The 16325-nt window shown below is 42.8% G+C and carries 16 protein-coding genes; 7 read left to right on the top strand and 9 right to left on the bottom strand.

Going from position 1 to position 16325, the window contains the following annotated elements:
• Positions 1-348 precede the first annotated feature (348 nt).
• From AC438_RS07420 to AC438_RS07410, 3 genes are all read left to right on the top strand, one after another.
• Positions 349-1332 carry a lipin/Ned1/Smp2 family protein gene (locus AC438_RS07420; RefSeq protein WP_202904723.1) on the top strand — a complete coding sequence of 328 codons (984 nt, stop codon included), beginning with the start codon at positions 349-351 and terminating at the stop codon, positions 1330-1332.
• Between the two features lie 140 nt (positions 1333-1472).
• Positions 1473-1901 (top strand): GNAT family N-acetyltransferase, encoded by a 429-nt coding sequence (locus AC438_RS07415; RefSeq protein WP_162230707.1) that lies wholly within the window; start codon positions 1473-1475, stop codon positions 1899-1901.
• Between the two features lie 188 nt (positions 1902-2089).
• Positions 2090-2428, top strand: a complete 339-nt coding sequence (locus tag AC438_RS07410; protein ID WP_053980609.1) for an FKBP-type peptidyl-prolyl cis-trans isomerase — start codon at positions 2090-2092, stop codon at positions 2426-2428.
• 128 nt (positions 2429-2556) lie between these two features.
• Here the strand turns inward: AC438_RS07410 and katG are convergent, their stop codons facing one another.
• Positions 2557-4833 (bottom strand): catalase/peroxidase HPI, encoded by a 2277-nt coding sequence (katG, locus tag AC438_RS07405; protein WP_053980608.1) that lies wholly within the window; start codon positions 4831-4833, stop codon positions 2557-2559.
• An 811-nt stretch (positions 4834-5644) separates the two neighbouring features.
• On the opposite strand from katG, the gene aroA reads away from it, so the two are divergent.
• The 4 genes from aroA to AC438_RS07385 all read left to right on the top strand — a co-directional run bounded on the left by aroA (position 5645) and on the right by AC438_RS07385 (position 8988).
• Positions 5645-6931 (top strand): 3-phosphoshikimate 1-carboxyvinyltransferase, encoded by a 1287-nt coding sequence (gene aroA, locus AC438_RS07400; protein ID WP_053980607.1) that lies wholly within the window; start codon positions 5645-5647, stop codon positions 6929-6931.
• Positions 6932-7195: 264 nt separating this feature from the next.
• Entirely contained in the window at positions 7196-7744 is a 549-nt protein-coding gene (locus AC438_RS07395) for a rhomboid family intramembrane serine protease (RefSeq protein WP_053980606.1), read from the top strand.
• Positions 7745-7823: 79 nt separating this feature from the next.
• A complete protein-coding gene (locus tag AC438_RS07390) occupies positions 7824-8357 on the top strand; it encodes a thioredoxin domain-containing protein (RefSeq protein WP_053980605.1) in 534 nt (177 codons plus the stop codon).
• A 130-nt stretch (positions 8358-8487) separates the two neighbouring features.
• Positions 8488-8988, top strand: coding sequence for a VF530 family protein (locus AC438_RS07385; protein WP_053980620.1), 501 nt, complete (start codon positions 8488-8490; stop codon positions 8986-8988).
• A 43-nt stretch (positions 8989-9031) separates the two neighbouring features.
• Here AC438_RS07385 and AC438_RS07380 read toward each other — a convergent pair whose 3' ends face one another.
• From AC438_RS07380 to AC438_RS07345, 8 genes are all read right to left on the bottom strand, one after another.
• Entirely contained in the window at positions 9032-10126 is a 1095-nt protein-coding gene (locus AC438_RS07380) for a cysteine protease StiP family protein (RefSeq protein WP_082354022.1), read from the bottom strand.
• Positions 10123-10848, bottom strand: coding sequence for an HAD family hydrolase (locus AC438_RS07375; RefSeq protein ID WP_053980604.1), 726 nt, complete (start codon positions 10846-10848; stop codon positions 10123-10125). The genes AC438_RS07380 and AC438_RS07375 overlap by 4 nt, the downstream gene beginning before the upstream one ends.
• Positions 10848-11978, bottom strand: a complete 1131-nt coding sequence (locus tag AC438_RS07370) for a phosphoribosyltransferase domain-containing protein (RefSeq protein WP_053980603.1) — start codon at positions 11976-11978, stop codon at positions 10848-10850. Before AC438_RS07370 ends, AC438_RS07375 begins: the two co-directional genes overlap by 1 nt.
• A 57-nt stretch (positions 11979-12035) precedes the next feature.
• The gene (locus AC438_RS07365) at positions 12036-12614 is read right to left on the bottom strand and encodes a TerD family protein (RefSeq protein ID WP_053980602.1); all 579 of its coding nucleotides are present in this window, start codon (positions 12612-12614) and stop codon (positions 12036-12038) included.
• Between the two features lie 55 nt (positions 12615-12669).
• Positions 12670-13119, bottom strand: coding sequence for a tellurite resistance TerB family protein (locus AC438_RS07360; protein ID WP_053980601.1), 450 nt, complete (start codon positions 13117-13119; stop codon positions 12670-12672).
• Positions 13120-13261: 142 nt separating this feature from the next.
• Positions 13262-13870, bottom strand: a complete 609-nt coding sequence (locus AC438_RS07355; RefSeq protein ID WP_053980600.1) for a TerD family protein — start codon at positions 13868-13870, stop codon at positions 13262-13264.
• A 52-nt stretch (positions 13871-13922) separates the two neighbouring features.
• Complete coding sequence (locus AC438_RS07350) at positions 13923-14966, bottom strand: DUF475 domain-containing protein (RefSeq protein ID WP_053980599.1); 1044 nt, start codon at positions 14964-14966, stop codon at positions 13923-13925.
• A gap of 246 nt (positions 14967-15212) precedes the next feature.
• A complete protein-coding gene (locus tag AC438_RS07345; RefSeq protein WP_053980598.1) occupies positions 15213-16235 on the bottom strand; it encodes a hypothetical protein in 1023 nt (340 codons plus the stop codon).
• Positions 16236-16325: the final 90 nt, after the last annotated feature.

The following is a 16325-nucleotide window of genomic DNA, read 5'->3' as shown; positions in this document are numbered from 1 at the left end:
GTGTTGTTATAAGTATTAAATTTATGATCGATTTTTTGATTGCCCGCGCTAAAGTGTTAACCCCCTAAGCTCCTAATTCCCTGCAAGCTCTTATTTTACATGTCACTATGCTGATGCGCTACTTGACCCTTATTTGCTTAGGTTTTGCTACTTAAATAGCGAACCAGCAATTTATTACTGTGTTTATTATCAATATTTTTTGATTTAAGCGAAGAGTTACATAAAAAATTAATATATCTACAATATGCTGATTTAGCTGTTAAGCCTGCTTGTCAATCAGTTTATGTATTTTTTATATCAATATTAACAGTTAACCCTAATAATTATTTTTATAAGGAGTTTCGTATAATGAAGATGTTGTATAAAACGGTCGTTTTAATTTTAGCTATTATTCCTACGCTCAACGGTTATGCTGCAACTTGCCCAGATGCTGATGCATTTAATGTACTACCGTCGTTTAATGCACCACAAAAAAAACCTTTTAAGCATTTTGGTAATAAACTGTTATCTGGATTTTATCAGCCTTTTCACATGGTGCAAGATGCTATTGTGCTTGAGGGTAAAACAGCAACCTTAGTGGGTAAGTTTGATTACGATATTATTTTGCACAAAGATTTAGAAGGTGAAAAAGTACATACCTACCTCTACAGTAAAGGAATGACGAAATGGGAATATATCGGTGTATCTGTAACTAATAAAGATGGCAGAATCTACGTGCCAATTGCCGACCGTCCAGTAGGTGAATACATAGTTAAAATGGTAGTTGAAGGTGATCTTAGCTCGGCAACCGGTTATTTGAATGTGGTAGAGCCCAATCGAAAAACCATTTTATTTGACATCGATGGTACATTAACCTTAAACGATTTCGAAGGCATTGGTGACTATTTTGGAAGTAAAACGGCTGCTGCGCATGCTTATGCCACAGAAGTTGTTAAAGCCTACACTGCAAAAAACTATCAGATTGTTTATCTAACAGGTCGGCCTTATTGGGTTGCCGAAGATACCCGCCAGTGGTTTAAAACAAACAATATTATACCTAGGCATTTACATACCAACCCTTCTAGTGGCGGGTTGCTTTCATTGGATACTGAAAATTATAAAGCGGACTATATTCGCTACTTGGTTAATGAGGCACAATTGGACATAGTGCGAGCTTACGGTAATGCTGCTACTGACATTAGTGCATACGCAAGAGCTGGCTTGCCAGCTCAACATACTTATATTATAGGCCCGCAAGCGGGTAATGGCGGCACACAGGATATAGGTGGAGATTATAGTTATCACTTTTCGACAGTTGTAAAGAGTACGCCTGCTGTCAATTGCCGAAGCTAATTTTAGATTGAATATATAAATAATAGCCTTAAAAACCCCTAGCGATTTTTTGATTACTAACTCTTGATCTTCTAATCGATAACAACACAGCAGCAAACGTGTCATGATAGTCAGATCAAATGGCGACTAACGGAGCTGCTGTGAATATTGAATTAACAACCACGCCATCGGCGCGAGATGCAAAAATTATTAGCCAAGGTATTGTCAATTACAACCACGCAATGATACCCACCCTTGAACCTGAGGATAATGAGATAAAGTTTTCGGTGTTTGCGCGGGACAATAGCGGTAGTATTACCGGTGGTTTAAGGGCAGTATGCTACTGGAATACCTTGCATATTGAATTGTTGTGGGTGTGTGAACGCGCTCGAGGGGCTCAGGTTGGTAGTCGCTTGGTCGGTAAAGCCGAGCGTTTTGCATTGAGTCAGGGCTTTAAGCGTTCACTGTTATTTACGACTAGCTGGCAGGCTAAACCGTTTTATGAAAAGCAAGGTTATTGTTTAGAGGCCAGTATTCCTGATTACCCAGAAGGTTATGTGTCGTATCTATTAACTAAAGTATTACTTTAGGTTTTTGATTTCTTCGTATTTAGGCTCACTGTGTTTTGCTCTCTCGTGAAATCGTGTATCCTCGCAAAATTTTACCTCAGTATTGCCGTGAAACTCGATATGTTTTGAGTGTGTTAGTCAAGCTCAATTCCTATGGTGCGAGCGTAAGTGGACAATGAATGAAGGTATTGATTATTTAGGGTACAGCTATGACATCACTCATTATTAAAGATATACAAAAAGGTAACGGAAAAGAGGCGGTAAAAGGCGCTTTAATTACAACGCATTATCGTGGCTTTTTAAGCGACGGTACACTTTTTGATTCCTCTTATGATAAAAATAAACCGTTTCAATGTGTTATTGGCACAGGCCGTGTGATCAAAGGCTGGGATCAAGGTATTTTAGGTATGAAAGTAGGTGGTAAACGCACTTTAGAGGTGCCCGCACATTTGGCTTATGGTGAGCGTGCGATGGGTAAGGTGATACCGGCTAATTCTGATTTGAAGTTTGAGATCGAATTACTTGAAGTGTTAACACGTGATAATTAAATATTATTTAAGTATTATTTAAGTATTAAATAGCAGGCTGCCAATCAAGTGGCAGCCTGCTTGGGGTATAGGTATTATTTCACTGATTAATCAGTGGTAACGTTGTCGCCATATAAAGCAGCCGTTAACTATTTAAGGTCAAAGCGATCGAGCTGCATCACTTTAACCCAAGCTTTAACAAAGTCGTTAATAAAGCGTTCTTTTGCTCCATTGTATGCATACACTTCAGCGACTGCGCGTAGTTCTGAGTTGGATCCGAAAATCAAATCAACAGGTGTTGCCGTGTATTTGATAGTTCCTGTTTTACGATCAGCACCTTGATAAATACCAGCTTGATCGGTTTTATGCCATTGCGTGTTCATGTCGAGCAAGTTGATAAAAAAGTCATTGCTGAGTACGCCTGGGTTACGAGTGAATACGCCGTGTTTTGTACCGTCGCTATTAATATTTAATGTACGTAGGCCGCCCAGTAAAACAGTCATTTCGGGCACGCTCAGAGTTAATTGATCGGCTTTGTCTACTAGCATTTCAGTGGGTGTGCGATAACTTTTGTTACTATCAAAGTAATTGCGAAACGCATCGGCTGTTGGCTCAAGTAGTGCAAAAGAGCGTACATCTGTTTGTGCTTGTGTTGCATCACCGCGCCCAGGAGTAAAAGGTACATCAACGTTAACACCTGCTTGACTCGCTGCTTGCTCGATACCTACTGCACCGCCCAATACAATAAGATCAGCCAGTGAAACATGTTTACGAGATGAGCTTTGGTTAAAGTCAGATTGTATTTGCGTTAGTGTTGCTATGACTTTAGCTAATGTTTGTGGCTTATTCACTACCCAGTCTTTTTGTGGTGCTAAAGCAATACGAGCACCGTTTGCACCACCGCGCATATCGCTCGCTCTAAAGCTAGAAGCTGAAGCCCACGCTGTATGGATTAACTGCTGAGTTGTTAAGCCAGAATTAAGAATCTGCTTTTTGAGTTTTTTAATGTCACGTGCAGCGATAACTTTTTTATCAGAAACAGTGATAGGGTCTTGCCAAATGAGCTCTTCGGCAGGTATATCGTTACCAAGAAAGCGTGTGCTTGGTCCCATATCACGATGCGTTAATTTATACCATGCCTTAGCAAAGGCTAATTGATATTCCTTAGGGTCGGCTAAAAAACGCTCTGCTATTTTTTTGTATGCTGGGTCAAATTTCAGCGCTAAATCGGCGGTAGTCATTACCGGAGGGTTGCGCTTGTCTTTAATGTGCGCATCAGGTACTGAATTGTGAAATGATTCATCGGTGGGCACCCATTGAATAGCGCCAGCAGGGCTGCGTACTTGCTTCCACTCTAAATTAAGTAAGTTAGATAAGTAGAGTGTTGTCCATTGTGTAGGGGCTTGCGTCCAGGCGCCCTCAAGGCCGCTCGTGACAGTATCTTCTGAGTGGCCTTTTCCGCACTTGTTCTTCCAGCCTAGGCCTTGCTCTTCTAATGGTGCAGCTGCAGGCTCGCGACCTACGCAATCGCTAGGTTTGTGTGCCCCATGCATTTTGCCAAAGGTATGGCCGCCGGCAATGAGTGCTAAAGTTTCTTCATCGGTCATGGCCATGCGGGTAAAAGCTGTGCGGATATTTTTAGCCGAGCCGAGTGGGTCTGGCTTACCCATGGGGCCTTCTGGATTGACATAAATCAATCCCATATGGGTTGCCCCTAATGGGCGTTGAAGTTTACCGTCTTTTTGCTTGCGGTCACTCGCAAGCATTTCTACTTCTGGGCCCCAGTATACAAGATCTGGCTCCCAGTCATCGGCTCTGCCACCGGCAAAACCGTAGGTTTCAAAGCCCATGTTTTCGAGCGACACATTACCGGCTAAAATAATTAAGTCACCCCACGATAAAGCGGCACCATACTTTTGTTTAATGGGCCAAAGTAGGCGACGGGCTTTATCCAGGCTTGCGTTATCCGGCCAGCTATTAAGAGGGTCAAAGCGCTGCTGTCCACCGTCGCCACCGCCGCGCCCATCAAGTGTGCGGTAGGTGCCGGCGCTGTGCCAAGTCATACGGATAAAAAACGGACCGTAATTTCCAAAGTCAGCGGGCCACCAATCTTGTGATGAGGTGAGTAGTGTATCGATATCTTTTTTAACAGCTTCTAAATCTAAGCGCTTAAAGGCTTCGGCGTAATTGAAGTCTGGACCTAATGGGTTGGAGCGCGCGTCATGATCGCGCAGTGGCGCTAAATCAAGCTGCTCTGGCCACCAAAAATTATTGGACTTGGGTTGCCCGACTAACACGCTACCGCTACCTATTGCCCCTTTGGGTTTGCTAATACTTGATGGGTCGGCTATGGCCTTTAAAGGGGCGTAGCTTGTGCTGTATATCCCTGCTATAGCCAAAGCGGTGAGTGATTTATAAAATTTCATGAGATGCGTTCTCTTGTGAGTGTTTTGGTTTTAGTTTTATTGTAACTATTCAGAGATACCGAAATTGGGCACTAATGAATCATTGTCTGGGCCGCTCAAGCCATCCATGGGCGCTATATAAGCGCTCCCGGCACTTAAATGCCCATAAAATAATCCATCAGTGCTCTATCAGGTAAATTTTTTCAGCTTGGCTGAATAATTACGTTTTATTTTTGGTTTGCATCGTTGCAATATAAAATATGTTAATTACTTGTTGCTGTTTTACTTTTAATATAGAGAAGCTGCAGTTTGGGCGCTATATAAATGCTAGTACCACTTTAGAGCTGGCCCTGTGCTGTCTCAGTTGCTTTACGCAGCGTGCGACGCAGCAGTTTTGTTGTGCAGCGCGCTTTGAGCTATAAAGCTGTGGGTGAACTATAAAAACTTGTTAACCACAGTGACACTTTTTTATTGCTATAGCGACGATAGGTAAAATTAATAATCTGTTAAAACAGGTTTTATATGTCAAATAGCTAATATGACAGCCATTTTTAGTGGATGGTTAGTGTCTTAAATGATCAAAGATGAGCAGTGGCGACCTGGCCGGCTGTGCAATAGCATGCTGGAATGCTATTCCGTAGAACTTAATGCTTCTATATCGCACTCTAAAGTTACACTGTGGACTTGATGGGATGGTAAGTCAGAGTGGCAGAATTTGAGTGCGGGCTGTGTGTACGAGGCTTGTTTTGCACTACGGTTATGCAATCGGTGGCTTTTTACGCTTCAACTGCCTAAAATGCTTAGCTAAATTAAGCTGTAGTGGTCTGTATCGATGGAAACTCTAACCCTTAAGCCGCTTAAGGCGGTACGTGGCGAAGTGACTTTGCCGGGCTCTAAAAGCCTTTCTAACCGTATTTTATTATTAGCGGCCCTCGCCCAGGGGCAAACACGTATTACTAATTTACTCAATAGCGATGACGTCAAACATATGCTAAAGGCACTCACACAGCTGGGCGTTAGTTATGCGCTCAATGCCGAGCGCACAGAGTGTACCGTTACAGGTCTAGGTGGCGTGTTTAATGTTGCTGAGCCGGTGAGTTTGTTTTTGGGTAATGCAGGTACCGCTGTACGACCTTTAACCGCAGCGCTATGTGTAAGCTCGGGTCAGTTCGAAATTACCGGCGAGCCGCGCATGTATGAGCGCCCGATTGGCGACCTCATTGATGCTATGGCGCAATTAGGTGCCGATGCTACCTACCTTAAAGATGAAGGTTTCCCACCACTGGACATTAAAGGTAAGGCGCTTGCCGGTGGCAAAGTGAGCATTCGTGGTAATATTTCTAGTCAATATTTGACGGCTTTATTGATGATTGCTCCGTTATTACGCAGTGATTTACATATTGAAGTGGATGGCGAACTGGTCTCTAAACCTTACATTGATATTACTTTAGATACTATGGCTAAATTTGGTGTGAGTGTGACCAACAATCATTATCAAAGCTTCGTGGTTAAAGGCGGACAAACCTACACTGCTCCAGGGCATATTATGGTTGAAGGAGATGCATCGTCGGCGAGTTATTTTTTGGCTGCTGCTGCGATTGGGCATGGTCCAGTTAAGGTGCATGGTACAGGTAATGCCAGCGTGCAAGGTGATGCTGCATTTGCTCGTGTACTTGAGCAAATGGGTGCCAAAGTCGAGTACAGTGACTACTGGATTGAGGTGACCGGCACAGGCACGCTCAATGGGATTGATGTTGATTTAAACCATATTCCCGATGCTGCAATGACCATTGCAACTGCTGCTCTTTTTGCAAAAGGCAGCACACGCATTCGCAATATTTATAACTGGCGCGTGAAAGAAACCGATCGCTTAAGTGCTATGGCGACTGAATTGCGAAAAGTGGGTGCGATAGTCGAGGAAGGTGAAGATTATATCCACATTACCCCGCCTACACAGATGACAAGTGCAGCCATAGATACCTATGATGACCATCGCATGGCAATGTGTTTTTCACTTGCCAGTTTTGGTGATGCAAAAATCACAATTAATGACCCTCAGTGTACCTCTAAAACCTTTCCAACTTATTTTGATGAGTTTGCAAAACTACGAATCGAATAAGACGTTTTGATATATTATTTTTTGGCCATTTAAGCGCTAGTTTTTACCTGTAAAGTAAGGCTAAATTTATACGTGAGTGCATGCAATATTAAGCTTTTCAGCAGTACAAAATCGAGATTTTAAGAACGTTAATATAGTGTCAGTTTGGGTGCCTACAACAGTGGTAAATATAAAACCTTGGCTCTTGCTGAGGTTTTTTGTCTTTGAGAATTTTGGGTGTTGACCTTGGGCGATCATTGGTAAAATAGGTGGCGAGTATTGATTATGGCGATAAAAAAAATAATAACCTTTGAGCCTTGCTTTTTATTGGCGTTGATTTGGGTGTTTTATTTTTTAGCATTTGTGATTCCAAATCTTAACTACATATTGGGTATTCAGCCGCGTACGTTGTCTGGTTTGTGGGGTATTGTGGCCTCGCCTTTTGCGCATAAAAATCTATTGCATATTAGTGCTAACTCTATCTCATTACTTGTACTGGGTACTTTATTGCGCATGCAAGGGCGTAAGCTGTACTGGAAGGTGACAGTATCAATTACTATTTTAAGCGGCTTAGGTACTTGGTTAATTAGCCCGCCGGCGATAGTGATTGGCGCCTCAGGCTTGTTGTTTGGCTATTGGGCCTTTCTTATTGTATATGGTATCAAGCGGCGCTCATTGATAGCTATTGCCATAGCCATTGCGGTGTTGATATTTTACGGCACCATGTTTTTTTCGCTACTGTACGCTGCCCCAGGTATTAGCTGGACGGCGCACTTTTGCGGCACTATTGCCGGCGCTAGCATTGCCTGGTTTTGGGCGCCGCAGCGTCAATAGTCGTTCATGCTATGAATTTAAATGTGAAGTTGGCGTCGAATCCAAAACTTAATACGACGAAAATACCGAGCACAAGTGTATGATTGATTATCAACCCATCGTAAAAAAAGTATCTAGCATTGCTATACAAGTAGCCATTATGCTTTTTGTATTTCTATTGATGAGTACAGCATTAGATATTTGGCGCGCACAACAATTACCCCAAGGTACTTTACCTGTGGGTAGCTATACTACTCTCAACGAACAGGTGATTAATTTCCATGATCTTGAGCATTATGCTGCGGATGAATTAGTGGTCGTTTATTTTTGGGCTACTTGGTGTGGTCCTTGTAAAGTGACCAGCCCATCGGTCAAGCAACTAGCAAAGCATCACCCCGTGGTTAGTATTGCCATGGCCTCAGGAGATGACAAGGTTCTTGAGCAATATGTCAGTAGCAGTGGCTTAAATATCCCGGTTATTAATGATGATAATCAAGCGATAGCTAATACTTGGGGGGTCAAGGTTACGCCGACAGTGTTATTTATTAAAGGTGGTCAAATACATGGCTATACTATGGGCGCCAGTGGCTACCCAGGCTTGTTGGCGCGGGCATGGTGGCTGGCCAAAGGCTAAGTTAGGGAATATAAAGTTTCAAAAAGGCGGTCATGTAAAGTGTGCTTTAGCAAGAGTATTGAGATGATGCCCATAAGGCATAGGTTACAGGTATAATACTGACATATTTTTGAGCAATACTGGCGATATTATGAACGATCACATCGATTACAAAAACAACCCTTTGCATGGCTTAGGCCTTAAGGCACTACTCACCGAGCTTGTAGAGCATTACGGCTTTAATATTTTATATGCGTATATGAATATTAATTGTTTTAAAACGAATCCTAGTATTGACTCAAGTATTAAATTTCTTAAAAAAACAGATTGGGCGCGCGAAAAAGTCGAAGCTTTTTATTTGTACCAATTTAAAAGTTTGCCACGGGCATCGAGTGAGCAATTTGAGCTGCCGCCGCGCGATCGCGTGATTCCTGAGGGCGACAAGCCTGGTGAGCCTGCACAGTTAAGCTTGGAAGATGCTGAGCAATTGCGTGAAAAGCGCGCTAAAAAAGCCGCCGATTTTGATAAAAACGGTGGCCGTAGCGGCTTGGGCAGAAGCAGTGCTAAAAAGACATTTGATCAACGTAAAAAGCCAGCGACTCGAGCACCAGCTAGCGCAGACCCGTGGGCCAACTGGAAAGATAAACACTAGCTAACGCCTACTTATTAATGCCGAGGCGCTAGTATTTTTTGCCCTAGGTTTTTATATTTTCAATTAAGGCAATCGCTGAAAATGGCATGTTAGGGTCTTCGATAAGAACAACATTTTTTTCGTGGGCCAAAACTTTTAAATGGGCAATATCACTACTTTGGCTGTCACGTAATATAAGTAACCTAGGGACCCGTCTCAGCATAACGCGCGTTGCTTCGGCAACACCAGGCTTTATTTTATTAATGTCTGTAATGTTGTAGCGCGCCATAATAGTCTGCATATAAGCCGCTACTATTTTTTGTCGGGTTATGCGCCATGTGCGGTCAACTGTGTTCACAGCTGTTGGTACGGTACTAAAGCGCTGACTCACTTGATCAATAAACCAGTTGCTTAAGTCATGAGTTTTTAAGTGCTGGTACATAATACATTGATGAAAACCTGTCATATTATCAAGCATGAGCGTACGCGACAGCAAACCCGACACGGTACTATTGAGTACCCCTGAGGGAATGGCATAGTCATCGGTGGTGGCAATCCACTGGGCATTCCCGCTTAAATCAGATATGACACACAGCTCATCGCCAATACAATAATCGTGAGTACTATTCCAGTGTGCAATGGCGGTTTTTAACTCTCTATTGATGACTCCTTTAGCGGTCCAGCCATCGACAAAAACAATCGATTCGGCGGGATAGCCTGCTGCTTGAATATGCGCTAAAGCAGCCGTATCGATGCCTCGGTCACGTACAATGGAAATAGAGAAATGCTTTACATTTTGACTGTAATACTGCTTGAGTGCACGTGTTAGCAAAACGCCAATAGGAGTGCCTGCACGAGCGAGAGATACCAGTGTAATGCACTCACCTTTCGCCTCAAATATTTGCTTGGCAAGTAATTTTATTTCAGCGGCAAGTCGATCAGCATACGCTTCAACCAGAGTATAAAACGTCTCCAAGTAAGTTTGACTGGGCTCTGTTTCGTTAGAAATTATCTTGGAATAGTGTACATCACCATTTTGTAGTAGTGTTTCTTTTTCGGCGATACTCAGTGGTTGAATATTTACTTCTTGCAGCAAAAACTCACAATCAGCAAGCGTGTAGCTGCCTGTTAACGGTATGTAATGTGAGGCGTCACTCATAATAAGTTCTCAGCTATTTGGCTGTGTGAGGGTAAGATTTGAAAATCACAAGCGGCCATAAAAGCTGCATCAGAGTTACTATCTCCTACGCCTAAATAAGTAACTATTGACTGTTCTTCTGCTTGTATTAATTTTTTTAAAAAAAGTACAGCGCGCTTTTTACTGGCATAAGGCGGCATGTAGGCGAGGTTTCTCGCGTTTATATGGCAGGTAAACCCTTCGGCTGGCAAGCGAGGCTGATGATTTTTTTGCATACGATTAAGGTGATCATCACGCCCTTTAACACATACATAACAAGCGTAGCTATAATCTTCGACAATACGCACACGTAAATCTAAATTATGTTGCTCAATATAGGTGAGTAACTCCTGCTCTAAAGCTTGTAGGCGTAAGCGCCATTGGGGCTCTTCTTGTTGCAGTATCTGCAGCCAAGCTGGGTGGATATTATTATTAGCATCTAAAATAATAGCGCCGTGAGAGGCCACTTTATAATGCTCGAAAGTCATGCGCACACGAGCGAGCGAGTCGGTGCGTCGCCCGGTCACAGGGATCACCATATAGGGTTCTAGCATAGCCGTTAGCATTTGCTGTTGAGGAGTTGCATAGGCGCCGGGTTGACCATTGGGTAGGTCGGCGGCAATGCTGTATTGATGGTCATCAGGGCACTTGCGAGGTGATTGAAACAAAGTGTCGTCGAGGTCAGTAAATGCAATTGTTTTCATTAAAAGTCCTCTAGGTAATAAGCGCGGCAATGAAGTAGTTTATGTAATGGAGAGCCTTCTAATTGCTCTAATGTTTCATATAGGATAATGGGCGTGCGCTCTTCGGGTAAATTGTATAGGTAGTAATTAGCTTGATGGCAGGCATCAAAAAAGGATAGTTTACTTGAGATACCCCCACCTTTTAAAATAGGCGATCTGCCAGTAGACTCAAACAGTACATCAAAACCTGCTTGCTCCATGATTTCGGCAAATAAAAAGGGTTGATAGTTAAATTCACCGGTTCCTACAACCACATAAGAACTGCTGCTGTCTAAATGCGCGAGCGTTAGGCGCTCTTTTTGTGTATTAATAAAAGTGACTTTAGATGTTTCATTAATACAAACTCCTGTTCTACCTAGATCCCAGCGGCAGTGTGCTCGCGACAGCTCTGTGGCTGTGGCGCGTGGAAATTCAATCACTTGATTAGAGGTTTTTTTGAAATTAAATTCACCTTTTAGTAAGCTAGCAAAGTGAATGTCGATGTTGCTATGCTGTGTTTTAATTTCTTTACAGCGCAAATGTGACATCCAATTTACCAGTGATAGCCAGTGTACACGCTCTACATTGGGTAGGTAGGCGATGACTTCCTGCGTTATTTGAGTAAGGGTATTTCCCGTACTAATTTCATCATCAACTAAAACTACATCGCGAATAGTATCGCTTGGGATATTTTTATTGAAGTCATAAATCAGGTGTTGAGGCGCATGACTGTGTTTTTCGGTAATATCAAAAGCGAGCGGCCTATCTTTTTTAAAACGTGTTGTTTGTGAAAAATAAATATCTTTATGTTGCTGGCAAAAGCTTTGTGCAACGCCTGCGCCTAATCCGGTTGCAGTTTCTGCAATGCCTAATACAAGTGTTGGTGTTTTTGGGTGAATTAGTTTGGCAAGCTCGCGGTATGAATTACGCATAGTGGATGGTTTGCAAGGGATATACTTACCTAAAACTTTAGAGACAAAAAGGTAAGCGCGCTTAGGGTTTTCTCGAGAGGCAAACTCGAGTAAATTTTCAATCGAATGCGTAGAGGGCTCAACTTCAACCTCCAAGCGACCAGTTTGTAAGGTGACGCCACACTGGTTTTGGTTATGCATAATGACTCCAAAAAAAAGGCGGGGTAAGCCCGCCTTTTTAGCCTGTATATCGTCGGTTTAACCGATGTTAACACCGTACTGCTTAGCTAAGGGCGCTAAACCGCCAGCAAAACCTTGGCCGATAGCTTTAAATTTCCACTCGCCGTTATGACGGTAGAATTCACCAAAGTTCAAAGCAGTTTCAACAGAATAATCTTCACTGAGGTCGTAACGTACTACTTCGCTATTATCTGTTTCGTTAAGCACACGAATGAATGCATTAGATACTTGACCAAAATTTTGGTTGCGTGCAGCGGCATCATGAATAGTTACAGCAATCACAATTTTAGAGACAGCGGCAGGTACATCGGTAAGGTTGATTTTGATGGTTTCATCATCACCATCGCCTTCACCGGTTAAGTTGTCGCCAGTATGCTCTACTGAACCGCAGACAGATTTTAAATTGTTGTAAAAAATAAAGCCTTTATCGTCAAGGACTTTACCATCTTCACCGATCATAAAAATTGAAGCATCTAGGTCAAAATCAGTACCGTCAGTGGCGCGAGTATCCCAGCCTAGGCCGGCGCGTAATTTGGTCATGCCAGGAGCTACTTTTTCTAAAGATACGTTTCCGCCTTTTTGTAAAGATACGCCCATAATATATTACTCCACTTTATTGAAATTAAGTTAATAGTATTGTAAGCCTAGTGGCTTAAAGTTCAAACTCTGCAGGTGTGAGACCTAATTCTACGGCAACCTTTTTAGCAACAGCTTTTTCGTCAGCATCAAAATCACCGTCAGCGCCTGCAATAGCAATAACTAAGCGCATTAATGTTCTGCACTGTGTTTCATCACCGCGAATTTTATTGAGTGCCTCATACGACTTAGAAACTCCAACATCGGCATCAAATTCAAAGTAGCCGAGGTACTCGTTAAAAACTTTAATAACCTCTGATTGATCAAATACAGATAATGCATCGTTACTGCTGACGATCTTCATCATTTTTTGCTTTTCTTCACTCGATACATCACCATCAGCACGAGAAATTAGCACAGAGCCAGCTGCCGCTGCATTGAGAAAATTTTTATTTTTGTATTGTAGTACGCCACTTTTTAAATCTGACGCTTTACTTTTAATAGAGTTCATTAAATTGGATAGCATAATGGAGTCCTGTTGGCGGCCTACCCTTTTTTAAAATCAGGGGTAGACCTTTACTAAATTAGGGGTAGACTTTTACTCAATTAGGTGCAGACCTTTATTAAAGCATAAGCCATTGCGACAAGCAGTATTCTATCAAAGCCACTTATAAATAATTTGCTGCGACAGTGTTGAGCGTTTGCTCTAATTTACGATCGCTGGTGGGCTCGCCTACTGCTCTGAATTTCCAGCCGCTACCATGGCGATACAGTATGCCTAGTACCATGGATACCGACCCGTTAAATTTAGGCTCATTGGCAATATTGTAATTAGCAATAATATTATCAACGCGAGTAGGGCTGCCCTCGTATAGGCGGATACTGGCAAAAGGAATCGAGGCAAAGTCTTGACCTTGGAAGCTGTTAAGTACGACAGCGACTTTGTCTGCTTCAGCAGGTAAGCGACTCATTTTGATGGTGATAATCTCATTATCAAGCCCATCATCGCCGTCAATGTCCCCAGTGCGATCATCGCCGCTGTGCGTAATTTCACCACCTTTATTGCGCAAGTTACCAAAATAAACCACTTCGGCCAGCTGCTTGTCGGCAGTAAATACACCCACACTGGCATCAAGATCAACGGCTACGCGTTTTTTGCCGCCAAATAAACCTTTCTTTTCAATAGCGCCCCAGTTAACACCGACGCATATTTCGTCTAGGCCTGAGCCATTTTTTTCAAGACTAATACGTTGACCTTTTTCTAAGCTAATAGCCATGTGATTTCCTATAAGTTAGTGGGTAGAGGTAGAAATAGTTTTAACAGTCTGTTTACGAGCTAGAATGTTGATTTTCATGTCTTTTTTTAATAATGATCGAGTGAGCAAAGGCAATGGCGATAAATCCTGCCCCAAGTAAGCCGGTGATAACCTCTGGCACATGATGAAAGGTTTTAATGAACATAATAATCGCCAACGCAATAATTGCATAAAATGCACCATGTTCCAAATAACGATATTCATCCAGTGTATTCTTTTCTACCAGCATAATAGTGAGTGAGCGCACAAACATGGCCCCAATCCCTAACCCAATGGCAATAATAAAGAGGTTGGTGGTGATAGCAAAAGCGGCAATAACGCCATCAAAACTAAAAGAAGCATCTAAAATCTCTAGATACAAAAACATACCTAACCCACTTTTAGCTGCAGCTTGAGTTGCTTTTGCGGCATTGCGTTGCTCTTCTTTTGATTCCATAAAATTGGCCAGTTTATGGATAGCAGTAAAAGTAATGACACCCGAAACACCCGCGGTTAAAAAGGAATATTTATCAGCTTCTGGTAGAAAAAAAGCACCAATCACTAGGAGTGAAAGTACGGTTAGTATTTCGGCGGCAAACTTGATTTTACCTACATGCAGTACTGGACGCTCAATTACACCGATCCAATGCTCTTCTTTTTCATCATTTAAAAAGAAGTCTAGACCCACCAACATTAAAAAGGCTCCACCAAAACCCATGAGTGAAATATGGGCACTTTCCATAATGATTTTGTATTGTTCTGGGTTGTCGATGGCGATGCGTAGCGCCTCCCATGGTGAGACCATTGCAATCACTGATACCACAGCAACAGGAAAAACAATACGCATGCCAAATACAGCAATGAGAATCCCCCAAGTTAAAAAGCGCCGGCGCCATACTGCGTCCATTTCTTTAAGCACTGTTGCATTTACAACCGCATTGTCAAAAGATAGAGAAATCTCAAGTACCGATAAGACAGCAACTAAAAATAAGCCTGTTAAACCGTAAAAGTAAAAAGCGGCGGCGGCACCGATTGCCGTCACTAAAAAACTGCCCCAAAAAAACTTAATGTTACCCATGGTATTTCCATTGATATTAAAGTGTGCAGCCCAGAGCTTACTAAGCTGTGCGTGTATTGCTTATGTTTATGGGGGTGGCCCCACATGTAAACAAGGGGGCGATGGATATTTCCCTATCCGAATGTGCTGGGTGTTGGGGAGTATGGCGTTTTTTTACCTGTACTGGTGTGAAAATAGCATGCCAATGAGTTATCGGTATACAGTCATCATTAGAGGCTCGCCTTGATGATGACTGGAACTTGGCGTTTATGCGCGCGAAAAGCCTACGGCGCTGGCGATATCGGCAGGGCTGTGGAAATATTGATCAATGCGCTTTAACGTTGCTTGAGTGCCAATTATCTCGATTGAACCCAAAACATAAAAAGGCGTGTGCAGCGCGGAATCAATATTGCAGTGGGTCAATTGATTATCGAGGTGAATAGCTAGCTGAACCTGGGTGTCCTTCCAGCAGCGACTGCCTTCGGTAATTTCGGCACAAATAATATACTTAAACATCTTATGACTGTAAGCCGAGTTGAACAGTAGTTCGCTCTCGCCTTTATCGGCATTGGTGAGTGTTTTGCAATAAGGGATACCTTCGAGTGAACCTTGGGTGTGTTCATCGGCACCATAAATGACACCGCGCTGGCCACTTTTTAAAATATATAAGCAAAAAAAGTTGAGGCTGGATAAAGCAGAAAACTCAGAGCCCAGGTAAGCACTAGAGGTATCAAAGTGCTCTGCGCAAGAGGCTGACCATGTAAGTTTTGCCGATATAGGCACGCCAGGGGTTGGCGGTGTTGGCGTATTGAGCGGTGCGGATGTTGCTGTGGCGAAGGGAGTATGTTGGGTGAGACTTTTCGCTTGAAACAGGGCTTGCTTACCCCCGCTGTAGCCTTGGAAAAAGGATTTTATTTTCCATTGCCCATTTTTAAAGTAAATATGGATGGCTTCAAGTACTTGTAGTTGAGTGTCTATATTCCCTGATGAGCATGCAATGACTTGCTCGCCCGTTAAAGAGGTGATGAGGGTAGCGTGAATGAGTGGCTTTGCTGCTGGGCCTTGTTCGCAATAAATGAGTATTTCTTCGAGTGTACTATGAGCATCTTGTAAATTGAGATAAAGCGACTGCTTAACTAAGTTTACGCCAGCTTCATTGTTTAGCGAGGTATAGACTCCAGACTTTTTGACCAGTGCACCAATGGCCCAGCCTTCGGCTTCTAAGCTGAGTTGATAAGCGAGACTAGCATCAATGGGGGTATTTTGGCCTATCACTAATTCAATGGTCATCCTTGGGTCCTTTGGTGTGGCTGCTCGGTAATACGCGAAGTGTCATTGCGGAAGCTATTATCATCAATAAATGGAAGGTAGATCAAGCGT

It is taken from the genome of Marinagarivorans algicola, from assembly GCF_001292705.1.
Lineage (GTDB): Bacteria > Pseudomonadota > Gammaproteobacteria > Pseudomonadales > Cellvibrionaceae > Marinagarivorans > Marinagarivorans algicola.
Note: the sequence above shows the minus strand (reverse complement) of the source record. Positions and strands in the feature narration are given on the sequence as shown.